The 23,065-nt window shown below is 48.1% G+C and carries 17 protein-coding genes; 9 read left to right on the top strand and 8 right to left on the bottom strand.

Annotation, left to right across the window (positions count from 1 at the left end; genetic code table 11):
• Positions 1-182 precede the first annotated feature (182 nt).
• Entirely contained in the window at positions 183-1,970 is a 1,788-nt protein-coding gene (locus tag H6F52_RS01785) for a DUF3352 domain-containing protein (RefSeq protein WP_190531526.1), read from the bottom strand.
• Between the two features lie 130 nt (positions 1,971-2,100).
• On the opposite strand from H6F52_RS01785, the gene H6F52_RS01780 reads away from it, so the two are divergent.
• The 7 genes from H6F52_RS01780 (at position 2,101) to bioF (ending at position 7,918) form a co-directional block, all read left to right on the top strand.
• Positions 2,101-2,460 (top strand): rhodanese-like domain-containing protein, encoded by a 360-nt coding sequence (locus H6F52_RS01780; RefSeq protein ID WP_190531524.1) that lies wholly within the window; start codon positions 2,101-2,103, stop codon positions 2,458-2,460.
• Between the two features lie 197 nt (positions 2,461-2,657).
• Positions 2,658-2,849, top strand: a complete 192-nt coding sequence (locus H6F52_RS01775; RefSeq protein WP_190531523.1) for a hypothetical protein — start codon at positions 2,658-2,660, stop codon at positions 2,847-2,849.
• 124 nt (positions 2,850-2,973) lie between these two features.
• Positions 2,974-4,086 (top strand): heat-inducible transcriptional repressor HrcA, encoded by a 1,113-nt coding sequence (gene hrcA, locus H6F52_RS01770; protein ID WP_190410381.1) that lies wholly within the window; start codon positions 2,974-2,976, stop codon positions 4,084-4,086.
• Positions 4,087-4,205: 119 nt separating this feature from the next.
• Positions 4,206-4,892 carry a DUF2834 domain-containing protein gene (locus H6F52_RS01765; RefSeq protein WP_190525348.1) on the top strand — a complete coding sequence of 229 codons (687 nt, stop codon included), beginning with the start codon at positions 4,206-4,208 and terminating at the stop codon, positions 4,890-4,892.
• Positions 4,893-4,906: 14 nt separating this feature from the next.
• Complete coding sequence (locus H6F52_RS01760) at positions 4,907-5,590, top strand: hypothetical protein (RefSeq protein ID WP_190531521.1); 684 nt, start codon at positions 4,907-4,909, stop codon at positions 5,588-5,590.
• Between the two features lie 180 nt (positions 5,591-5,770).
• The gene (locus tag H6F52_RS01755) at positions 5,771-6,454 is read left to right on the top strand and encodes a DUF2834 domain-containing protein (RefSeq protein ID WP_190531519.1); all 684 of its coding nucleotides are present in this window, start codon (positions 5,771-5,773) and stop codon (positions 6,452-6,454) included.
• A gap of 297 nt (positions 6,455-6,751) precedes the next feature.
• Positions 6,752-7,918: an 8-amino-7-oxononanoate synthase gene (bioF, locus tag H6F52_RS01750; RefSeq protein ID WP_190531516.1), complete on the top strand. Its 1,167-nt coding sequence runs from the start codon at positions 6,752-6,754 to the stop codon at positions 7,916-7,918.
• A gap of 67 nt (positions 7,919-7,985) precedes the next feature.
• Here the strand turns inward: bioF and H6F52_RS01745 are convergent, their stop codons facing one another.
• Positions 7,986-9,407, bottom strand: coding sequence for a general stress protein (locus H6F52_RS01745; protein WP_190531514.1), 1,422 nt, complete (start codon positions 9,405-9,407; stop codon positions 7,986-7,988).
• Between the two features lie 62 nt (positions 9,408-9,469).
• Entirely contained in the window at positions 9,470-9,634 is a 165-nt protein-coding gene (locus H6F52_RS01740) for a hypothetical protein (protein WP_190531513.1), read from the bottom strand.
• Positions 9,635-10,015: 381 nt separating this feature from the next.
• On the opposite strand from H6F52_RS01740, the gene H6F52_RS01730 reads away from it, so the two are divergent.
• Both H6F52_RS01730 and H6F52_RS01725 read left to right on the top strand, forming a co-directional pair.
• Positions 10,016-11,626, top strand: a complete 1,611-nt coding sequence (locus H6F52_RS01730) for a HAMP domain-containing sensor histidine kinase (protein WP_190531511.1) — start codon at positions 10,016-10,018, stop codon at positions 11,624-11,626.
• A gap of 158 nt (positions 11,627-11,784) precedes the next feature.
• A complete protein-coding gene (locus H6F52_RS01725) occupies positions 11,785-14,406 on the top strand; it encodes a CHAT domain-containing tetratricopeptide repeat protein (protein WP_190531509.1) in 2,622 nt (873 codons plus the stop codon).
• A 56-nt stretch (positions 14,407-14,462) separates the two neighbouring features.
• On the opposite strand, the gene H6F52_RS01720 is transcribed toward H6F52_RS01725, so the two are convergent.
• The 5 genes from H6F52_RS01720 to H6F52_RS01700 all read right to left on the bottom strand — a co-directional run bounded on the left by H6F52_RS01720 (position 14,463) and on the right by H6F52_RS01700 (position 22,984).
• Positions 14,463-16,751, bottom strand: a complete 2,289-nt coding sequence (locus H6F52_RS01720) for a CBS domain-containing protein (protein WP_190531556.1) — start codon at positions 16,749-16,751, stop codon at positions 14,463-14,465.
• A gap of 483 nt (positions 16,752-17,234) precedes the next feature.
• Positions 17,235-17,717 carry a hypothetical protein gene (locus tag H6F52_RS01715; protein ID WP_339380271.1) on the bottom strand — a complete coding sequence of 161 codons (483 nt, stop codon included), beginning with the start codon at positions 17,715-17,717 and terminating at the stop codon, positions 17,235-17,237.
• A 197-nt stretch (positions 17,718-17,914) separates the two neighbouring features.
• Positions 17,915-19,075, bottom strand: coding sequence for a DNA replication/repair protein RecF (gene recF, locus H6F52_RS01710; RefSeq protein WP_190433608.1), 1,161 nt, complete (start codon positions 19,073-19,075; stop codon positions 17,915-17,917).
• 106 nt (positions 19,076-19,181) lie between these two features.
• Complete coding sequence (locus tag H6F52_RS01705) at positions 19,182-22,028, bottom strand: HAD-IC family P-type ATPase (protein WP_190531506.1); 2,847 nt, start codon at positions 22,026-22,028, stop codon at positions 19,182-19,184.
• Between the two features lie 65 nt (positions 22,029-22,093).
• Complete coding sequence (locus H6F52_RS01700; protein ID WP_190525338.1) at positions 22,094-22,984, bottom strand: lipid kinase; 891 nt, start codon at positions 22,982-22,984, stop codon at positions 22,094-22,096.
• Positions 22,985-23,065 lie beyond the last annotated feature (81 nt).

Raw genomic sequence — 23,065 nt, 5'->3', positions numbered from 1 at the left:
AGTTCAACAAGACTTGTGTATACACAGTAGCTCAAAGAAAGGAGAACCCCAAAAGAGCTATCTCTTGGGGTTCCGGGAAATTATGGGAATCAAGCAATCAAAATATGACTTAGCAGCGGGGAGGTGGGAAGTTTTTAGCGATTACTGATTACCAATTCCCTTCCCCAACTCGGATGTGCGAATCATTCCTCAGCCTTAGCACCTAGACGGAGGAAGACTTTACTACGGCGAACCCCGTCATCGCTGCCGTAGCTGCTAAAGGCAAGCGAATTTAGCTCGTTAAATAACGGTTCTGCCACCAGTTCCACTACTCTGACAATTGGCAGCTGACGCTCTAAGAACGCCTGACTAGATGCCCAATCTAGATACAAATAGCCGTTATTCGGCTGCGGTAAAGAGGTGATATTTGCCTGGAAGCGATCGCTCTTGACGAGAGAATTATCAGGAGCCTTAATCGCTTGATTCATTGCTTCAATCGAAGTGGTGAAAATCTCGTACTTGCCGACACTGGCATGAACTCCTTTCACCTGTGCTTCTAGCTTGACGGGATCTTGGTCGTCACCCTGATTCTTCTCGGCGGTGGTTGTGAGTTTTGTCCAGGCAGAGATCGGTTGATTCTCCAGGGTAAATGAGCTAACGCTCAACCCTTGCTGTTTGGCAGAAGCGTCTAGACGATCGATTGCCGCTTCTGCTTTTGTCGTTTCTGATTTCTCGGCGACAAAAATCCAATCTGAATCTTTGCGGTCGGGACGAGGTAGCATTCCTAAAGCGTACTCGCCTTGCACCCAACTAAAGATATCTTGCTTTAGATCAATGCCCCAACGCGCTTGGAGATTCGCGATGGGTTGATTGATGAGTTGAGCAAGGCTATCATCGCTATCTAATCCAGAAGTGAGTTGAGTCCACAGTTGCTCTAAGTTACTACCAGAAGCTGCGATCGCTATTTTCTCTGGTAGATACTGCAACGCTCCGACTGGTTGAGATAGGCTGGGAGTTGTCGGGGGGATTTCCTGTCCGGTAGCCGCTAATAAAGCGGTTTCTGCCAGCAATCCTTGAGTTTTTGGAGAGATGGCGATCGCTAAACTCTCATAGGTTGGGTCAATTTCCATCTGTGAATTGTTCCCCAGCAACTTCGCCAGCGCGGGTAGATTTACATAAGTCAGACCAATTTTCGGCTGAGAGATGCTTTCGATTGCCCGCTGATAAGAAGTTGAATCGCTGAGGCTGAGATTGGGCGCTTGCACATTATTAATGGCTTCTTTCAGCACCCTAGGATTATTGGCAAACAACACAAAGCGATCGCCAACAACTGCGGTAGCAACCGAGTTTTGAGCTGAGGCGCGGTTTATTGCGTCTTTTGGCAATGCCGATCTATCGCGGTTGTAAAAGCCTTTATTGACCGCGTCTTGAGTTTTGACGACTGAATCCTGATTCTTATAAATCAGCTTGACACCTTTATAAGTCTCAAAGACTAAATCTGTCTCAACATTTGCTTGCTTCTGCCAGAACAAATCCACAAACTCGCGGCTGCGTTGCGGATTTTTGGTGGTGACAGCCAGTAGCAGCCCGCGCTGCTCTCCATTGTCACGGGTGCGATCGAAATCTAAGCTGGTGAGAGCCAGCGTGATTTCATCCCCCAGCCAGGGTTGGATATCTCGGCGATAATCCAGATCCGTGTTCGCGAGTAAGCTTTGTTTAAATTGGTTGAGTTCTGCACGCGATCGCTTGCGGTTCGCGGGACGCGCTACAGCCTGCCGCAACCCTTCCAACCGATCTGGATTCACAAGCAATGACACCATTACGGGTGCCTTTTTCGGCACAAATATGGTGGCAGATGGGTTCGTCACCTCCCCACCCCCTAGAAGGGCGAGAGGACTGTTTGCCCTCAGCCAGTAAAAGCCACCGGCACCAATTAACAGCAGCACTAAAACGCCAGCTGCCAGAACGTAGAAAAACGAGCGTCGCTTCATGGTGAAATGTAGACCTTGGGTGAGCGCGATTCAGCTAAGAACACTAATCCCGATGCCAGAACCTATTATTTCAGCTCATCGGACTGCCAACTATTAAAATCTTAGTTAATCTCCAGCGTTGCACAACCTCATGTCTGCTCAATCTTTTCGCCAAGATATTCCCCAGATTAGCGTAGAAGAACTTGCCAGCCGTCTTGCCGATTCCCCTGAGAGTCTGCAATTGGTGGATGTGCGAGAACCACAGGAAGTTGCGATCGCCAGCATTGAGGGTTTTGAAAACCTCCCCTTGTCGGAATTTGCCGACTGGGCTGACCAAATCCATACCCAGTTCGATCCGCACGCCGAGACGCTGGTTCTCTGTCATCATGGCATCCGGTCGGCGCAGATGTGCCAGTGGCTACAAATGCAAGGCTTCACCAATGTCAAAAATATTGCTGGTGGCATCGATGCCTACTCAATCCGAGTCGATCCGACAATTTCCCAATACTAACGATCCCAGTACAAAACTATCTTGAAGCTGGAACCTCTTCCCCAACCCCTTTCCTGCAACAAGAGGACAAGAATTCTCTTTCTTCCCTACTAAGGAAAAAGGCTGGGGCTAGATTTTTTAATTAAATACGGTTCACGATATTGTTTTAATTTTTACTAGCGAAATAAGTATTTAGAGGTTTTGGCTGACAAACTTCGATGCAGTCGAGTAGACTACAGACAATCCTGATAGAGACTGTGGACTCTAGAGTTACGGGTAGCGATAATGTCCTAACTCTGCGATCGATCGTCATGGTATGTCTAAGGTTGGAGTTCGGCGGCTGTTATGCTTCTACTGGCTGGGTGTGGCGAACCGGCAGGCAGAAGGCAGCATCTGCTATTCTGTTTTAACCTATCCTATATTTAATCGGCTGCTTGCTTGACAAGAGCGCCGGACTTACTGAGAAATTCATCATCAGAAGTCCAGGAATTTCCAATTGTTTTTAAAACCCTATCCAATTCGGCTTTCGTTTAAATGGCTAGGCAAGTAAGTCTGACTGACCGTCAACAACGTATTCTCTGGGCAACTGTCCGTCACTATATTGCGACGGCTGAGCCAGTCGGCTCAAAAGCTTTGGTAGACGAGTATAATCTGTGCGTCAGTCCAGCGACGATTCGCAATGCAATGGGCGTCTTAGAGAAAGCGGGGTTGCTCTATCAACCCCATACCTCGGCTGGACGGGTTCCCTCTGACTCTGGCTATCGAATTTATGTCGATCAATTAATTAAGCCTTCTGAAGCCTTGGGGCGTCAGGTAGAGCAGTTATTCACAAACCGTTTGAACTTGGAACATCAGAGTTTCGAGACTGTGTTGCGGGGTGCAGCGCAAATTCTGGCAACGCTCAGCGGTTATATTACCCTGATCACGATGCCGCAGACTCGAACTAATCGTTTGCGGCATTTGCAACTGGTGCAGCTCGATCCGGGAAGGGTGATGCTGATTGTGGTGACGGATTCTTATGAGACGACTAGCGTCTTAATGGAGTTACCGCTCTCAGAATCGGAGGATGAGCAACCGGACGCAGAAATTGTAGATCGGGAGTTGCAAATTTTATCGAATTTTCTGAATAGCCACTTGCGGGGGCGATCGCTCAGTGAATTGGCAACTTTAGACTGGAGCGAACTAGACCGAGAATTTCAACGATATGTCGATTCCTTGCGAAATCTGCTTTCCGACTTGATCCGTCGCACTTCCCAACCTGCCACAACTCAAATTATGGTTCGTGGCGTCGCTGAAGTATTGCGTCAGCCAGAATTTTCCGAGTTACAGCAAGTGCAGACGCTTATACATCTATTGGAAGAGGAACAAGACCAGCTGTGGCCTTTAATCTTTGAATGGCCTAGACCAGATGTCACGGCTATCTCAGATGTCACTTCTGGTTCGCGGGTGACGGTGCGGATTGGTTCGGAAAATCCTTTAGAACCGATGCGTACCTGTACGCTGATTTCTGCAACTTACCAGCAGGGTTCAGTACCCGTGGGAAGTGTGGGTGTTTTGGGGCCAACGCGGATGGTGTACGAAAATGCGATCGCACTCGTTGAAGCCGCCGCCGATTATCTCTCGGATGCTCTTACGCAACCTGCTTAATTTAGAAAATCGCTAATCGCGATTAGCGATTAGCGATTGGGTAGCCCACCACGAACCACGAACGATAAACATGGCTAATTGCGATTAGCTCTAATTTTTGCTTTTCATTCTTCACTGATATGGCTAGAAAAATTGGCTTTTGGTTGCTTTGGGCAGCATTTATTACCTATGCCTTTCTGTTAGCACCTCCTGAACAACCAGGCACATTTGAACTTATCAAAAATCTCTCCACAGGTCAATGGACAGGGATTAACCCCCTAGTCGTCACGCTATTCAATCTTCTGGGCATCGTACCGATGATTTACGCCTGTCTGATGCTCATTGATGGCAAACAGCAAAAGGTAGCAGCTTGGCCTTTTTCGGCGTTCTCTTTTGGAGTCGGAGCATTTGCTTTGTTGCCTTATTTAGCACTGCGAGAACCCAACCAGGAATTTCACGGAGAAAAGAATTTATTTCTGAAAATACTCGATTCCCGGTGGCTTGGTTTTTTACTAACATTCGGCGCTGGGAGTTTGGTTGTATATGGCTTATTGGGCGGGAATTGGGCAGATTATATTCAGCAGTTCCAGACAAATCGCTTCGTTCATGTCATGAGTTTGGATTTCTGCCTGCTGTGGTTAATATTTCCCGCACTTCTGGGAGATGATATGGCGCGTCGGGGAATCAAGAATTCTACACTTTTTTGGATAGTAGTGCTGATTCCTTTGTTTGGCGCTTTAGCTTATCTTTGCCTGCGTCCTCCCTTACCAGAAACTAATGCCGAAGCTTTCTCCACGGAACGGCAACCCGCACAATCTAGAAATTAAAATTTGATGGAAATATGGCTAGAAAAACAGCACTTTGGTTATTATGGGCTGGATTTATCTCCTATGTTTTGCTGCTGGCACCGCCAATTACGCCAGACACACTGAGGCTCATTAAAAATATATTGACGGGTCAGTGGACCCAGGTCAACCCAATTATCCTTTCTATATTTTCCCTGATTGGCATCTGGATACTCATCTATAGCTGTCTTTTGTTCGTCGATGGGAGGATGCAAAAGATTCGTTTCTGGCCTTTTGCTTTGGGTTCAGCGGGAACGGGAGTGATTAGCCTAATACCTTATTTAGCATTGAGGGAACCGAATCAAGAGTTTTCCGGGCAAAAGGATACCTTGCTGAAAGTTTTTGATTCTCGCTGGACGGGTATTATCCTCAATTTCAGCACGCTTTTCTTGCTAGCATTTGGCTTGCTTGCGGGTGATTGGGCAGGGTTTATTCAACAATTCCAAAGCGATCGCTTTGTCAATGGCATGAGTTTGGCTTTTTGCCTGTTCTGTCTGTTGTTTCCGAGCGTTCTCGGCGATGATATGGCGCGTCGAGGGTTCAATATTCCCCCAGTTTTTTGGGCAGTATCGCTGGTTCCTCTACTGGGACCCCTTGCCTATCTCTGTATTCGTCCACCTTTACCAGACTCTGGTGCTGGTTCAGCACCAGAGTCTGTTGCGAACACTACACGAGTGTGAACAATTTTCGAGGTTTTTAGGAGAGAACAAACCGCGGAGGTCGCAGAGGACGCGGAGGAAAGAAAGGAGAGGCTGTGGCTTTCTTTTGAATGCAAGTTGGTGTGACTTAAGACGGAGGTAAGTGCTGTTATCGGACTTTTAAAGTTAAATAATTGATGTATAAAGTTATGGGTCAAGATTATGGGCAGAAAAATTGCCTTGTTCTTGATATGGATTACATTTCTTGTCTATACCGTATGGTTAGATCCACTTGCTCAACCAGAGACGTTTTCGCTGGTTTGGAAGTTGTTAACATTCCAGTTGGCAGATGTGAATGCAATTCTTGTGGCTATCTTCTGGCTCATGGGCGTTTGGCCTATGATTTATGCTTGTCTGATGTTTGCGGATGGCACAACGCAACCGTTTCGCTCATGGCCTTATTTCATTGGGGCAAATGGAACGGGTGTGATTTGTTTGATCCCCTATTTAATTTTCCGAAAATCAAATCAAGAATTTTCTGGACCGAAGGATAAATTACTAAAAATTCTAGATTCCCGTTGGACAGGAATTTTCCTACTGTTAACAACGATTGGCTTACTTGCCTACGCAATATTTGCTGGAGATTGGGGAGATTATATTCAACAGTTTAAAACCAGGGAATTCGTTCACCTCATCAGTTTGGATTTTTGTCTCATGTGCCTGGTGTTTCCATTAACGTCACTGTTTGGCGATGATATGGCTCGTCGGGGCATAAAGGAGGCTCGAATTTTCTGGGCGGTGGCGCTAGTACCTTTATTTGGACCACTTGCTTATCTTTGCCTGCGTCCACCTTTGCCAGAATCAAGTGCTGACGTCAGCTTTCAAGCGTCTAATTTGACAGCTTAGCTTGCGAGTTGTGCCAGGAGAATGTGAAAGGAGAAAATGAAAATATAGAGGGGTGCTGTAGCGTCTCTGGGAGGTGGAAAGCATGATTGCCACTTTTCCTGTATTTTCTTTTATAGCAATTCTCGTTTGGACGCAGTACCGTTTAACCCCACCCCTGCCCCTCCCCGCAAGCAGGAAAGGGTTCAATACTGCCCTCTCTCCGCTTGCGGAGAGGCGGTTGGGGGTGAGGTTCCGAGTATATTGCAACAAAGTGAGAACTGCTATATAGGCGAGTTAAAGGTGCGATAACCGATCGAAATGCCAACGAATCCTTACGCTTGGGTAGAGCAATCCCTCGCCACCATTCACCGCGCAGATTGGTATCGGTCGGTGCAAGCGATCGCTAGTCGTCCGGGTGCGACGGTGTTGCTGGAGGGGCGTGAAGTCATCAATTTTGCCAGTAATGACTACTTGGGACTCGCGGGGGATGAACGCCTCATCCAAGCCGCAGTAGCGGCTACTCAGACATTTGGCACGGGTAGCACGGGTTCTCGGTTACTCAGCGGACATCGGGAACTGCATCGGGAATTGGAAAAAGCGATCGCATCCCTCAAACAAACTGAAGATGCCTTAGTTTTTAGCTCTGGATATCTGGCAAACTTAGGTGCGATCGCTGCTTTAGTCGGAAAACGCGATCTGATTGTGTCTGATGGGTACAATCACTCCAGTCTGAAAAATGGGGCGATTCTTAGCGGTGCAATGGTTATTGAATACCCTCACTGCAATGTTGAGGAGTTAAAAACCCAACTGAATTTACACCGGGAAAAATACCGTCGATGCCTGATTCTCACAGATAGCGTCTTCAGTATGGATGGCGATTTGTGCCCCTTACCGGGACTGTTAGAGCTGGCGGAGGAATTTAGCTGTATGCTGCTCGTTGATGAAGCTCATGCCACAGGGGTACTCGGAGCAACGGGTGCTGGGTGTGTAGAACATTTTGGCTGTAGCAATGTCCCGTTGATTCAAATCGGCACTCTCAGCAAAGCTTTAGGCAGTTTGGGTGGATATGTCGCAGGCAACTCGGCTGTGATTGACTTTTTGCGGAATCGGGCACCTAGTTGGATTTATACAACGGCTCTTTCCCCCGCGGATACCGCTGCGGCATTAGAAGCCCTTCGCATCATCCAAAAAGAACCGGAACGCCTCGCTAGTCTGTGGCGTAATGTCAATTTTCTCAAACAGCAGATTGCCCAGAAGTTACCACTACAATTACTGCCTTCTGAATCACCCATTCTCTGCTTTCCCTTGGAAAGTGCAGAAGCAGCGCTAAAAATGGGACATCAACTAAAAGCATCCGGCATTTTCGCCCCAGCGATTCGTCCTCCCACGGTGCCTACGAGTCGAATTCGGCTCTCGGTAATGGCAACCCATGAAGCTGCCCATCTTCAACGATTGGTGGAGGCGTTAAATGAGAATTACTTTTGATTATCTCGCGCAAAGGCGCTAAGACGCTAAGAAAAACTTTGCGCCTTTGCGCGAAATTCTGGAAAAACTATTGCCGATGGTCAACGATGGTAACGCGATCGCTTACTTGGGTCACGTTATCCTGAGACTTAATCTCATTCACAGCCGTCAGATTCTCCTGAGGTTCGACGATGCGGTTAGTGGAATCGCTTCTCGAAGTTGTAGAAGGCGGTACATCGTAGATAGCCCACTCTTGAATGCCGCGATTGCTCAGAACTGATTCGGCACGTTCGATATCGTCTTCGGTGCCATCTACCATAACCAGATAATCACCGCGAGCCACAAGATTGTTATAAACTTGCGCTCGATCTTCAGGAATTCCTAAACCCAGCAGTGCGCCAATCAAGCCACCTGCGGCTGCGCCGATTCCACTCCCCGCCAGGGTGGTTGCGATCGCAGTTGCGGTAGCACCAGCCAACAAAATCGGGCCAACTCCGGGAATCGCCAATACACCCAAACCGAGTAATAAGCCAGTCAGACCGCCTAAAGCACCCCCTGCGATCGCCCCTGTGGTTGCGCTTTCATCAACGTTATTGTCATCAACGCGATCGCTCATTTCAACGCCAGCGATTTGATCCTGGGGGTCTGCATCTCTGGCAACGACGGAAACTTTACTCATCGGAAAGCCAGAATTACTCAGCTCGTGAAGCGCATCTTCCGTATCCCGACGGCTGACAAAGGCACCAACGGCTCGCTTGTGTCGGCTGAAATCGCTGTCATTGACATTATCTTCTGTAGGAACATAGGTGACGGGAGAGGCGGCACCCAGCGGATTCATTCCTAACGAAGAGGAATAACCCGTCGCCAGGGGATCGAGTCCTAACGGGGAAGGATACGTGCTGCTGATCGGATCGAAGGGGGTTGAGGAAGAAGCGCCATAATTGTCAGGAACCGCCGAAACCCCCGTCACATCGTAGACACCCCAATGCTGAATACCTTGCCGGTTCAAAATCGATTCAGCACGATTAATTTCGTCTTGCGTACCCTCGACAATTACTAAATAATCTCCTTGGGAGACTCGGTGGTTGTAAACTTTGGCTTGTTCTTCAGGAATTCCTAAACCCATCAGTGTGCCGACAATGCCACCTGTCGCAGCGCCAACCGCACCCCCGATTAAAGCATCTCCCAGAATAGAAGCGATCGCACCTCCTGCGATAACCGGACCAAATCCCGGAACTGCCAACGCACTTAAGGCTCCTAGGACGCCAACTAAACCGCCGACCGCACCGCCTGCTAAGGCACCCGCCGCTGCACCCCCACCGGCTTCATTGCCACCTCCGTAAGGGTTGACTTCAACACCAGCTACCTCATCTTGCCGAGTGCTATCCCGTGCCACCACAGAAACTGTGTTCATGGCAAAACCAGAGTCCCTAAGCTCGTTGAGCGCATATTCCGCCTGTTCAGGTGTAGAAAATACGCCGACAGCTCGCTTGTTTTGGTCGAGGGTCATTTTTTTCCTCCTAGAAGTATTCAATAACTTCCGTCAGCACAAATACAGAATCAATTTTTTATTTATGCACTTTGCTTATCTTTCTGTTTTTTTCTACACTTTTCATCAGCCTGGAGATGTAAAATTTTCTCTATCAACAGATGGGTAAAAGATGTTCTTCTGTCAGCTCCTAATGCATTTTTTGCATCAGTTTTTTTGACGAAAAACTCTTTTTGGTTTTTGCTCATTTTTTTGTATGCCTTTATTCCTTGCCCCTTAGCATGAGTGGAAAGACACTTATACTTTGTCTTATACAGTAAACTTAACCCCGAAGCTGCTTCTGTTTCGGGGAAGGGGAAAGAACTTATCTTTTATGAACTTACTTTTATAAGGAGAGGAGTTGCCAAGAGATTAACGGACATTTATCAGGGAGAACCGGCTCCTAGAGCATGAATGGGGAGATTGTGCCCCGATGACCCTGAGAAATTTTTCCGAACAGAGCGCGGGAATTGCCACTGATTCGTTCGGTTATACCACCACCGATAGAGGGCAACTATCGGTACGCTCATAATCAGAAGTAGTTTAAAAGACGCACCGCCAGTTGATTGCCGTTAAAGGGGTGGATCTTTGTGCAAAAGAAGTGGTTACTACCAACCATCAGTGAAATATTAGCCCAGAGCGAACACAGCGAACAAACTGGGGCAAATTCTGTTATGCCTTCTGTAGAGCAGACAGCAGAAAAAGCGCATGGATTGCGCCCTGCCAGCCGGACGGCACGAGAGTACGCCCGTGCCTCGCGGGAGTGGTGTGGAGCGATCGCTGCCTTGGAACAGTTGCTGCTGCAAGTTCTAGAACCTGCCACTGATTCGCTACAAGATTCGCCACAAACCTTGGGCTTAATTTTAGCGGGTCCTGTGCCGGTTCTGAGCCACCCAGCGGTCATGACTCGCGTTCATACCGGAATTTTTACAGCAGAGCGATTTAATCCTCTGGCATTAATGCCATTTCTGCTGCCTCCCGCAACAACTCAGCAAAAGGAAAACGAACCTCAATCCACTTCCAACTTCCCGTTAATCCCTGCCGATCCCTTAACAAGCGAACAGTTTTGCGTAATTTTCACACCACGGTTTAGTTTGGTGATGGTTGTTGGAGAAGATATTACAGGTGCCCCAGCTTTCCAATATTCTTTTGATCCGCAAGTGGTGGAGCAAGCGTGGCAAACTTTGCGATCGCGCTTGTTGCTGACCAGTCTTCATCAAGTGAGTCAGTTAGAAACTTTAGTCGAACGCTTTGCACCCCAAGCGCCCGATTATCGAACCGTTATGCAGTTTAGCCGCTTGCTATTGAAACATCTGCCCGAAGAAATTAGAGGCGAAAATCGGAAAGACGCCGAGTTTTCCCGTCTTGGGTGTGAGCAAGAAGCAAAAGGTAAAGAGCTAGAAGATAATTCCCAACTGCCCATTTTGAATCCTAAATTAATTGAAAATTCAAAATTAAAAATTCAAAATTCTAATGATGTGGAATTACTTCAAGCGTTTGCCCACGAAGTACGGACGCCCTTGAGTACCATACGCACCTTAACGCGGCTGTTGCTGAAGCGCCGCAACGAATTAGCACCGGACATCATCAGGCGTTTGGAAGCGATCGATCGCGAGTGTACCGAGCAAATTGACCGCATGGAGTTGTTTTTCCGAGCGGTGGAATTAGAAACAGAAACCGTTAAGCGCTCGCCCGTTCACCTGACTGCGATGTCGGTAGCGCAGGTCTTCCAAAACAGCATTCCTCGCTGGCAAAAACAAGCAAATCGTCGCAACTTAACCCTAGAGGTGGTATTACCGCAAAAGCTCCCCGCTGTTGTCAGTAATCCCGCCATGCTGGATCAGGTACTAACTGGGTTAATTGAAAACTTCACTCGCAGCATCCCCGCAGGCGGTCATATTCAGGTGGAGGTGACACCCGCCGGAGACCAGCTAAAATTGCAACTTCAGTCTCAAAACCAACCTGACGAAAGCGGCAACTCGCTAGCCGCAGACAACAACCCACCAACGTGCAAGTCAATTGGTCAGCTATTGATGTTTCAGCCAGAAACCGGATGTTTGAGCCTCAATCTCAACGTCACCAAAAATCTCTTCCAAGCGTTAGGAGGAAAACTGATTGTACGGCAACGACCCCAGCAAGGTGAGGTCATGACGGTTTTCCTACCGTTAGATGTGGATGGTTCCGGCATTTGGAATGCTTAATTGGTAATCGCGGGATAGCGATCGCTATCCCGCCACCAATGCGAGTCTTAACATCTAGCATCCGCTCTTCGTTACAGCCGCGATCGCTGGACAGTATCTTTGTGTCTGGGCTATGACAGTGTAGCTAGTGCCACACATCTACACCTGTTGACCCAGCCATGCGACGCCCAAAAATCGGACTGATGCTATTCGCCATGCTTGTTGCCAATGGCGTGACGCCAGTTGCCAATCTTCCAGCACCCTTAACAGCACCCCAAGCGTTGGCTCAAACCCCAAATGCAAGGAAAGCGGAAGCAGAGCGACTGGATGGGCAAGCATTTGACCAGTATCTTGCCAATCAACAGGAAGCGGCATTACAGTCTTGGCAACAGGCACTCTTGATCTACCAGGAACTCAAAGACCGCCGAGGCGAGGAGTTGGTTTTAGAAAAGATCGACATGGTTTATGAGACTCAAGCAGACCGCCTACGTAAACAAGGAGCTGGGCAGTATTTTACCAGTCAATGGGCAGCTGCATTACAGTCTTTGGAACAGTCACTCTTAATCTACCGGAACATCAAAAACCGAAAAGGCGAGGCATTGGCGCTAGGAGGGATAGGACTGGTTCATGACTCTCTAGGTGACTATGCCAAGGCGATTGATTACACTCAGCAGCAGTTGGTGATCGCAAGAGAAATAGAAGACCCACTCAATGAGAGGGCGGCATTGGCCAATCTGGGAGGGATTTACCTTAACTTGGAAAACTACCCTAAGGGGATTGAGTATTCTCAGCAGGTATTGGCGCTCGTCGCAGCAGATGGATTTCCCGATCCACAAGCTGAGGGAAAGGCAGTAGCCAATTTAGGAGCAGCTTACGTTTCCCTGGGAGACTATGCCAAGGCGATTGACTACCTTCAGCAGCAGTTAGCCAACGCACGGGAAATAGGAGACCAACGAAGCGAGGGGGCGGCACTGGGCAATCTAGGAGTGGCTTACAGTAACCTTGGGGACTATGCTAAAGCGATTGAATCCTCTCAGCAGCAGTTAGCGATTGTCCGGGAAATAAAAAATCGACGAAGTGAGGGGTTGGCACTTGCTAATCTGGCAATGGCTTATATTTTTTTAGGAGACTATACCAAGGCGATTGATTACACTCAGCAGAGTTTGGCGATCGCACGAGAAATCAAAGATCGACGCAATGAAGGAGCTTTACTAGGTAATCTGGGAGTGGCTTACCGTCGCCTTGGAGACTATGCTAAAGCGCTTGAATACTCTCAGCAACAGTTAGCGATCGCACAAGAAATTCAAAACCGTGAAAGCGAAGGCATAGCGCTGCAAAATATAGGTTTTACTCTCTATAAACAAGGCAATTTCGTAACCGCAGAGCCAATTTTAATGGATGGAATTAAGGTTCTGGAATCTATTCGAGCGGGCTTAGGCAGTAACGATGCGAATAAAGTGTCAATCTTTGAAAGGCAAGTTGGTACGTACCAGACATTACAAAAAGTCCTCATTGCCCAGAGTAAAACTGAGCCAGCACTGGAAATTGCGGAGCGGGGAAGGTCACGAGCCTTTGTGGAATTACTCGCTGATAGGTTGCAGGATGACAGGTTACAGGTTGAAGGTTCAGCTCCACCTTCTAACCTTCAACCTCCTACCATTGAGCAAATTAAACAAATTGCTAAAGCGCAAACCTCGACACTCGTTCAATATTCGATTATTTACGACACATTCAAAGTTCAAGGTAAACAACAAGCTCAAGAATCAGAACTCTATATTTGGGTCATCAAGCCTACAGGTGAAGTAACGTTTCGCACCGCTGACCTGAAACCTCTGTGGCAAAAACAAAATATTTCTCTAGAAGAACTTGTTACTAGCAGCCGTGATTCCATCGGCGTTAGAGGTCGTGGCCTTGCCGTTGCCTCTAAAGTGGATAAAACCAGCACTAATAAACGATTACAGCAACTGCATCAACTGCTGATTCAACCGATTGCTGACCGATTGCCAAAAGACCCCAACGACCGAATTATTTTCATCCCTCAACGTGAACTGTTCCTAGTTCCCTTCCCAGCACTCCAAGATGCCAGTGGCAAATACTTCATCGAACAACACACTATTGTGACAGCACCCGCTATTCAGGTTCTGGAGCTAACCCACAAGCAACGGCAACGTGTATCGGGAAAGGAAGTGCTAGTGGTAGGCAATCCTACAATGCCTAAAATTGCTCTTAAAATTGGGGAGAAACCGGAGCCGTTATCTCAGCTACCGGGTGCGGAACAGGAAGCAAAAGCGATCGCTTCTCTCCTCAAAACCAAACCGCTCATTGGCAAGCAAGCGACCAAAATAGCGATCGCGCAACAGATGCCCAAAGCGAAGATTATTCATCTGGCGACACATGGATTGCTGGATGATTTTCAAGGTTTGGGTGTACCGGGTGCGATCGCTCTCGCTCCATCTGAGCAGGATACTGGCTTACTTACTGCTAGCGAAATTCTAGACATGAAACTGAATGCTGAGCTAGTCGTGCTGAGTGCTTGCGACACTGGCAGAGGCAAAATTACCGGCGATGGCGTTATCGGACTATCTCGCAGCTTAATTACTGCGGGTATACCCAGTGTAATTGTGTCCCTCTGGTCGGTTCCAGACGCCCCTACAGCATCCTTAATGACCGAATTTTATCAAAACCTTCAAAAGAATCCCGACAAAGCGCAAGCGATGCGTCAGGCGATGCTGACAACAATGAAGCAACACCCCGATCCGAAAGACTGGGCGGCTTTTACTCTTATTGGAGAAGCACAATAATTAAATTAAAACAGAAAGATAGAAATTCTTCGGTTTTTAATTCCTTCTCCCATTCGCTAAGCTCCGTGTAGCTGTTGCTCTTCATTTCGCTCAATGGCAGGCTTTAGACGACGGGATGTATACATAGAATCGGCATGAGTTGTCTGTCGGATTGGAATCTGAATTACAAACTCAGTTCCCTCACCGGGTGCGGAAATACACTTCAGCTGACCGCCGTGTTTTTCCACAATCTGATAGCAAATTGACAATCCTAAGCCGGTACCTTTACCCACAGGTTTCGTTGTGAAGAAAGGGTCAAACATTTGCCGCCGTACTGCTTCCGTCATCCCTATTCCGTTATCTTCAATCCTGATAGCTACCTGATTTTTACCGACTAATTCGGTGCGTATCCAAATTGTCGGGGGTTGAGAATCGATACTGTCCTCCCCATGAGCCATCCCCCATGATTCCTTAGCAAAGACCTCTTCGAGGGCATCAATGGCATTACTGAGAATATTCATAAATACCTGGTTAATCTGCCCCCCCAAACACTCCACAGCAGGGAGATTGCCATATTCTTTAATAACTTTAATCCCAGAGCGTCCCGCTTTTGCTTCTAGTTGATTTTGTAATATCAGAAGAGTACTATTTATCCCATCGTGGATATTCACAAATTTCTGTTGCGCTTCATCCAATCGGGAGAAATTTCGTAGGGACAGTACCAAGTCCCGGATACGGTTGGCTCCCACCTTCATCGAGCCTAAAAGTTTCGGGAGGTCTGTCTTCAAAAAATCCAGGTCAATTGCCTCAATTTCTGTTTGAATTTCCGCTTCTGGTTGAGGATGATGTTTAATATAAAGTTGCAGCAGATTCAGCAAATCCTGGACATATTGACCGGCATAGCTGAGATTGCCGTAAATAAAATTAATCGGATTGTTAATTTCGTGGGCAATACCAGCTACCAGTTGCCCCAAACTGGACATTTTTTCTGTTTGAATCAGCTGGGCTTGGGTTTTTTGCAGTTGGTGTAAAGTTTGTTCCAGATGTTCGGCTTGTTGTTGTAGAGACGCGATTAATCCTGTCTTTTGCGCCTCTGATTTCCGCAAAGCCGCCTCTACTGCGACACGCTCAATAATGTCCTTTTTGAGAAGCACATTCGCTTGAGCTAATTCGGCAGTTTGTTCCTCTACTTGTTTTTTTAAGTTATCGTGCGCTTGTCGCAATGCCTTTTCAGCTCGTTTGCGCTCAGCAATTTCACAACGCAATCGCTCGTTGCTATTTTCTAATGCTTTGGTACGCTCTTCTACTGCCTGCTGCAATACCTCAATGACATTGTACATATCCGCTGGGTTCAGCACTTGTAGCAGGCTGGTTTGGGAGACAATGCCGAGTAATTCGCCCTGATTGCTAGCAACTACCAGACGTCGCACGCGCCGCCGCTGCATTTCTTGATGGGCAACCCATAGGGAATCTGAGGGTTGCAGACAAAATAAGGGTGTACTCATTACGTCTTTTGCCTGCAATTTCGACAAGTCTAATTCCATCGCCTGAAACTGCACCACATCTCGCTCTGTGACAATGCCTACGGGCATTGGGAATTGAGAATTAAGCGTCTTTATTGGCTTGTTCTCAATTTGGTTTTCCCTCTGTTCTGTAATGACGACACAGCTGACTAGCTGACTCGCCATGATTTGGGCTAAATCGAGAACAGAAGCCGTCATAGGCGCATGAACGACTTGGGATGTCATCACATCCGCGACGTATCGCAATCGCGTTAGAAGATTAACGGGTTGCAACGCTTTGCGAATACTATCGTGCGTGACAATTCCGACTACCCCTGCATTATCGTCGATGATTGGCAAATGGCGAATTCGGTGCTGACGAAACAAGGAAAGAGCTGTGAAAACATCGTGAGCTTCTGATTGTCTGAGGGTAATGGCTGGTTGCGTGACGACATCGGCAATTTTGACGTTAATTAGGGAAGCTCTGGCGGCAGTCAGTCTAACGATATCGCGCTCTGTAAAGACTCCCACAAGCTGCGATCCTTGCATGACTAAGACACAATGACCTGCGGCATCGGCAGTGTCAAAATCGGTCTCCTCTTGTGACAACCAACAGGATGCAGGGTGCGGCAAGGCGGCGTTCATTCCCTCGCTCGCCTCCCAGCTTGGGTCTTCTGATGCTGCACTGGTGTCTGCTTGTGTCCCTCTGGCTTGGGTTCCTCTGGGCAACTCACAACTACTACGTAACTGGCTCATGAGCGCCAACACATCAAGGAGGGGTGTATCAGGCGCTACAGTCAGAGGCTGACGGTCAATAGCAGGGTCTAGAGATAGGCAAGGAAGCGGCAGGGCGTTGGGCTGCATTGTGAACCCATCCAGTAATTTCCACAGGGGTACTGTTGGCAATTGTAAACTGTGATACACCCAAACTTCTGCTAATTCTTAGTTATGTGCAATAAATCATTACTTGATTGCAATAAATATTTATGTTTTATGAAAGAAAATAAATCCCTAGATAGAGGGCTAATTCATAAATTGTCTATATAAAATCAGTACAAGTATCCTAAGAGCAAATATTTCCCTTTCTAGAAGAGAGTCCAATGAGTCCAATGGTTCTTAGCTCTTCAAAAATGAGGAATCGAGGGTTATTTTTCTTATCAAAAAAGAATAATAAAAAGGCTCCAGCAACGACTCAAAATTAGGATAACGAGCAAGAACAAATACATTAAACCCAAATTCGTGCTGGTATATTGCACCTAAAATAATTTACAAATAAGCTTAATGATTAGGGTATAGGCTAATTGCTAATTGGGCAAAAAAGGGCTTTGATTAGCGACTAGCCATTCGTTATTCAGGCTTAAACAGCACCAGTATTTTATCAACAATCGCATCACCAGCGCGGGTTTGCAGGATGGAATATGCTAATTCAATGAACGCAAAATCAGGGCGATTGTCTGTTTTAATCAGTTTGCTAGCAGGATAAAAAGTAATGTCATTGACAATGCCTTCATTCGTTATCCCTGTTTGCCAACCTGCTCGATTCCACGACAGCGATTTCCCACGTAAAGTCAACTGAAACCACTCGATATCATCTTCTCGCAGGTCAATAAACAGATCGAAATAAGGTTCTCCACCCTGATACCATACTCTTTTGACGCCATCTCCCTTGGCTGAGGTCAATAGCTTCTGATTGATCCGTCGCAACGAAGCGCCCAGTCCTGCAATCTCATCCCGATCCATAGCCATATCCATTTTTCGCATAGCAGCAAGGTTAATTACGTCACAATCAATCTGGGCGTAGGTTGACAGTTCGTTAAATAAGTAAGGCACGGATTCTCTCTTTAGAACATATTGGTGGATACGAGACTTCTGAGGGTGACTCCGGATTTGAGAATAAGGTTATAGGCTGCAAGCCAGCGATTAACACTAAAAGAGAAAGAACGACTTGTTATAGGTGCAGGTTTATCCATCTAGTTGGCTATTTACAAATATTTGGCTTCAATCCGTCCTTATGCAACTAACAAACTTCATCGTTTTATTTGTCCTGCCTGAACAGAGAGAATTTGAGAAGAATTCAACCACTGGGCATCGAAGGAACCTAAGTGAGTAGTGGTAATCAGGGTCTGAAAGCGGTCTTGGATGGCATCTAACAGTTGATTTTGGCGGTTTGGGTCTAACTCGGCTAGAACATCATCAAGTAGTAACAGTGGCGGTTCTCCAACGACTTCTTCAATCAACTTTAGCTCTGCCAGTTTCAGCGCCAAGACTAGGGTTCGCTGCTGACCTTGGGAGCCATAAATTCTTGCCGGTGTTTGGTTGATGGTAAACTCAACTTCGTCCCGGTGAGGACCGACGAGGGTTGTGCCTTGGTGACGTTCGACGACCCGACGCTGTTGAATTTTCTCTAGAAAAGCTTGTTGCACCGCTTCGGGTTCTTCCTTCTCCAGGGTGACATTGGGGGCATATTTTAATTCCAGCACTTCAGCTCTACCGCTAATGCTAGCGTGCCAAGCCTGAGCGAGAGGTGCCAGCCGTGTCAGGACTCTGGCTCGACGACGGGTAACGCGAGAACCCGCGATCGCTAATTGGACATCCCACAAGGCCAATTCTGAGTCACGATTCAAGTCCCCATCGGTGGAAATTTCCTCTTGCCTGTTACTAGAAGAAGGTTGGGCTTTTCTCGCTTCTTGTCTTAATAAGGCGTTGCGCTGCCGTAATACTTGGTTATATTGCTGCAAAATGTGGGCGTAGACGGGTTCCAACTGGGTGAGGATGGAATCTAGCCAGTTGCGGCGTTGTTCGGGGGCACCTCGCACTAGATCTAAATCTAAACTGGAGAATTCTACAGCGTTGAGGACGCCGAGAAAATCCATTTGGCGTCGCAAAGCTTCTTGGTTAATGGCTGCGGTACGACGCCCTTGAGTGCGGAGGGTTAAAGCCAGATCCACTAAGCCGTTAGCGCGTTCCAGCGTGGCTGTAATTTTACCGTCCGCCGCGCCTTCGCGGATCAGGTCGCGATCGCGTCCGGCTCGATGGCTTTTGAGGGTTGATAGTAACTCGACTGCTTCCAAAAGATTGGATTTTCCTTGGGCATTATTCCCCACCAAAATCGTCTTAGGAGCCTCGAAATCAACTCCACAATCCAAGTAGTTGCGAAACTGGCGCAGGTGGAGGGTTTTGAGATACATAGCTAATGGATCATTAGTAATGGAATGGGTAATGGGGCATGGGTGATTATTTTCAGCCTAGATTCTTCCAATAACCAGTCCCTAATTCCCCATTACTTATTACCCATTACCGTCTGCCTTTGTAAAAAAAACGGATAAACAGTTTTTCCATCTCAACCCAAACGAACATTAAGGCACTGAAGCCGATACAAATACCGAGTTCAGTAAGAGTCAGGTAGTGAGTTCCAAAGAAAGAACGCAGAGGGGGTACGTAGACGAGCATTAGCTGCAACGCCGTGGTAACAACCACCGCTCCCCACAAATACAGGTTGGTAAAGGGATTCATCTCGATCGTCAGTTGGCTGTTAGAACGAACCGCCAAAGCGTGTCCCATCTGAGCGAGACACAAGGTTGTAAAGACCATAGTCTTCCAAACATCTGGATTTCCCGGATAGCCGGGTGCATGAGTATAGTTGTAAGCCCATGCCATCAAAGCAATACTGATAATCGCAAAGACAATCCCAATCCGAACCATGTAAGAACCCAGCCCTTGGGCAAAAATACTTTCGCGGGGATTCATGGGAGGACGGCGCATCACGTCGGGTTCTGCGGGTTCTACGGCAAGGGCGAGAGCGGGTAAACCATCCGTAACCAGGTTCATCCAGAGAATCTGCAACGGCGAGAGCGGAACGCCCCCCAAGCCAAGCAGAGGTGCAGCGGCAATGGTCAACACTTCGCCGATGTTGCTGCCCAAAATGTATTTAATAAAGCGGCGAATATTACTGTAAACAGTCCGCCCTTCTTCTGTAGCGGCGACGATGGTGGCGAAGTTATCGTCCAGTAGCACCATATCGCTGGCTTCTTTGCTGACATCGGTGCCGGTAATGCCCATTGCGATGCCGATGTCGGCTTGTTTGAGTGCTGGGGCATCGTTGACGCCATCGCCGGTCATGGCGACAAATCTACCGCGACGCTGGAGGGCTTGAACAATGCGGAGTTTGTGTTCGGGGGCAACACGGGCGTAGATGCTAACTTCGTCAACGACTTGATCTAGCTCCTCTGGACTAAACTTTTGCAGTTGTAGACCTGTGAGGACGCGATCGCCTTCTTGGGCAATCCCTAAATCTTGGGCGATCGCTTGTGCTGTTAGCTGGTGGTCGCCAGTAATCATCATGGCTCGAATTCCAGCGGCTTTGCATTTAGCGACTGCATCCCGCACTTCCGGACGCGGAGCATCCTGCATTCCGACTAAACCCAGCCAAACTAATTCTTGCTCGTTTGTTTCCTCCGATCCTTCGGGCGGAACGCTCTCTAAAGGCTTGTAAGCAAATCCCAGTACCCGCAAGCCCTTACTTGCCATCTGGTTATTTTGCTCCAGAATTTGAGTTCGTTGCTCATCGCGCAGAACTTCGCTCTGGTCGCCTACCTGAATTTGGGTACAACGCTCCAAAATTAACTCTGGAGAACCCTTCGTAAACATCAGGTGGCTGCTAGAAAAAGGCGTGTTTTGAATCCAAGCGCCCGCTTCGCAGATCGCGCTCATCCGCTTGCGTTCGGAGGAAAAAGGAAACTCGGCAACGCGGCGCATTTGGCGGCTTAGCGGTTCCTTATCAATTCCTCCCTTCCCAGCCAGGACAATTAATGCCCCTTCTGTGGGGTCGCCGAGAATTGCCCACTCATTCTTGTCGTGCTGTAACATTGCGTCATTACAAAGCACGCAGCCAAGCATGAGGATTTGCAGATCCCGATACTGCTCTGCGGCTACCTGCCGCTCGTCGAGATAAAATTCTCCGGTAGGGATGTAACCTTCGCCGGTAACGCGGAAGGTATGGTTTGCCGTGTCTACCCGCTGCACCACCATTTTATTTTGGGTGAGGGTGCCGGTTTTATCCGAGCAGATAGTTGTGACAGAACCGAGGGTTTCTACCGCTGGGAGTTTGCGAATCAGTGCGTGGCGGCGTACCATCCGCTGGGTTCCCAGTGCCAACGTCACTGTAATGACTGCTGGCAAGCCTTCTGGCACTACCGCCACTGCCATCGATAGAGAAACTTCCACAAGGTCTTGCAAGACATTCCAGTTCCAACGCCCCTGGCTGAAGAAATTATGCAGCATTCCGCCGACGATGACGATGGCAACTAAGATCAAAGAACCCGTCACCAGCACGTTGCCCAGCTGGGTCATTCGCTGTTGCAACGGGGTGTCTTCAGCTTCGACGGATTGCAGCATATCGGCAATTTTGCCGAGTTCCGTCTTCATACCAGTGCCGGTGACGATGACCTTGCCGCGCCCTTGGACGACTTCAGTGCCTTGAAAGACTAAGTTAATGCGATCGCCCAATGCGGTTTCTTCACTCAGATGCACCGCTGCCTGCTTACTTGATGGATGAGCTTCGCCGGTTAGTGCCGATTCCCGCACTTGCAGATTTGACTCTTCAATTAGACGCCCGTCGGCGGAAACCTGCACCCCTGCTTCGAGGAGCATGATGTCTCCTGGAACAAGATCCTTGCCGTCCACCTCTAATTGTCTGCCATCGCGGATCGTTCGCACTTTCGGAGAGGAAAGCTTCTTGAGGGCGGCAAGTGCTTTTTCGGCGCGGCTTTCCTGGAGATAGCCCAAGACGCCGTTAAGGATGACAATCAGTAAAATTGCAATTGTGTCCTTGAAGGGAATTTCACCAGGGGCTAATCTGCCAGCGCGTAAATCCACCAGGTCTAGAATCCCGGAAATCAGTGCTACTAGAATCAGCATCAACAACATGATGTTCTTGAACTGATCGAGCAAGATTTCCCAGGTACTTCGACCCGCAGTTTCTTGCAGTTCGTTGGGGCCGTATTGCTGCAACCGCTGTTTGGCTTCCTGGGTCGTCAGACCAACTTCTGGGTCGCTTGCTAGCTGCTCCAGTGTCTTGTCCACTGGTAGAGTATGCCAGACGCTTGCTAGATCGGGTTTTGAATGTGAAGGAGATGGGGTCACGGGAAATGCTTTAACACCTACTAGCACTTAATCATAGGGCTTAAATCCGGTGACTGGGAGGTATTTTAAGGAGTGCGTAGGGGTGATTGTGGAACTAAAACCGATATTGCTTTAGGAATTAGGCGAAATTTGGCAGGGGTGTAAGTGGTGATTTCACCATCAGTATTAATCGGGAGAGGTTTTAGCGTGGATACCTCAATTTCCCGCCCTTGAAGACTTCGCACCTCAGGCCATTCTGCTTGTTTTCCTTTTAGCATGGAAGGTAGCAATCGGACGATCTGCCATGCATTTTGAACTTCCAAGCTGTACAGATCCAAGCGCTGGTCGTCAATGGTAGCATCGTCAGCAACGGTCATGCCACCGCCGTAATATCGTCCGTTGCCTACGGCAATCTGAACGGTTCTCACCTGAATAGATTCGCCATTGAGACGAATTTTTGCTAGAAAAGGACGCGATCGCCCAACTACCTGGATGGCGGTGACTGCATAGGCGAAGACTCCCCAGCGTTGCTTAGTTTCTTTGGTTAGCTGCTGAGTAATTTGCACGCTCAATCCGAGACTAGCAACATTGAAGAAGTGCTTTCCATTCACCCAACCTAAGTCAATTCGCTGTTTTTGACCTGTTGCGATTACCTCGCAAGCTTCAGGGAGGGAGACAGGAATTGAAAGGGTTCGTGCCAGGTCGTTGGCTGTTCCTAAAGGTAGGATGCCTAGCGGGAGTTGGGTGTCAATCAGACCCTCGGCAGCGGCATTTAGGGTGCCATCTCCGCCACCGATGATAACCAGATCGACGCGATCGCGGTAGCGACGGATAATTTCTGGTATCTGCTGGGGCTTTTGTGTGGACTCTTCTTGCAGGTCAAATCCTAACTCCTGCAATTTGGCAACCGCCTCTGATAGACCTTCTTTTCCTCGGCGTGCGTGGCGATTTAGCAGCAACAATGCTCGCCGGTTCATGCTGAGCCTCTTCCATTAATTGTCAATTATTTTGACAAACCTTTGATAAAAAGAAATCTACCTGGGGAGGCAAGAGGAATT

It is taken from the genome of Coleofasciculus sp. FACHB-542, assembly GCF_014695825.1.
Lineage (GTDB): Bacteria > Cyanobacteriota > Cyanobacteriia > Cyanobacteriales > FACHB-T130 > FACHB-T130.
This window is presented reverse-complemented; position numbering and strand designations above follow the sequence as displayed.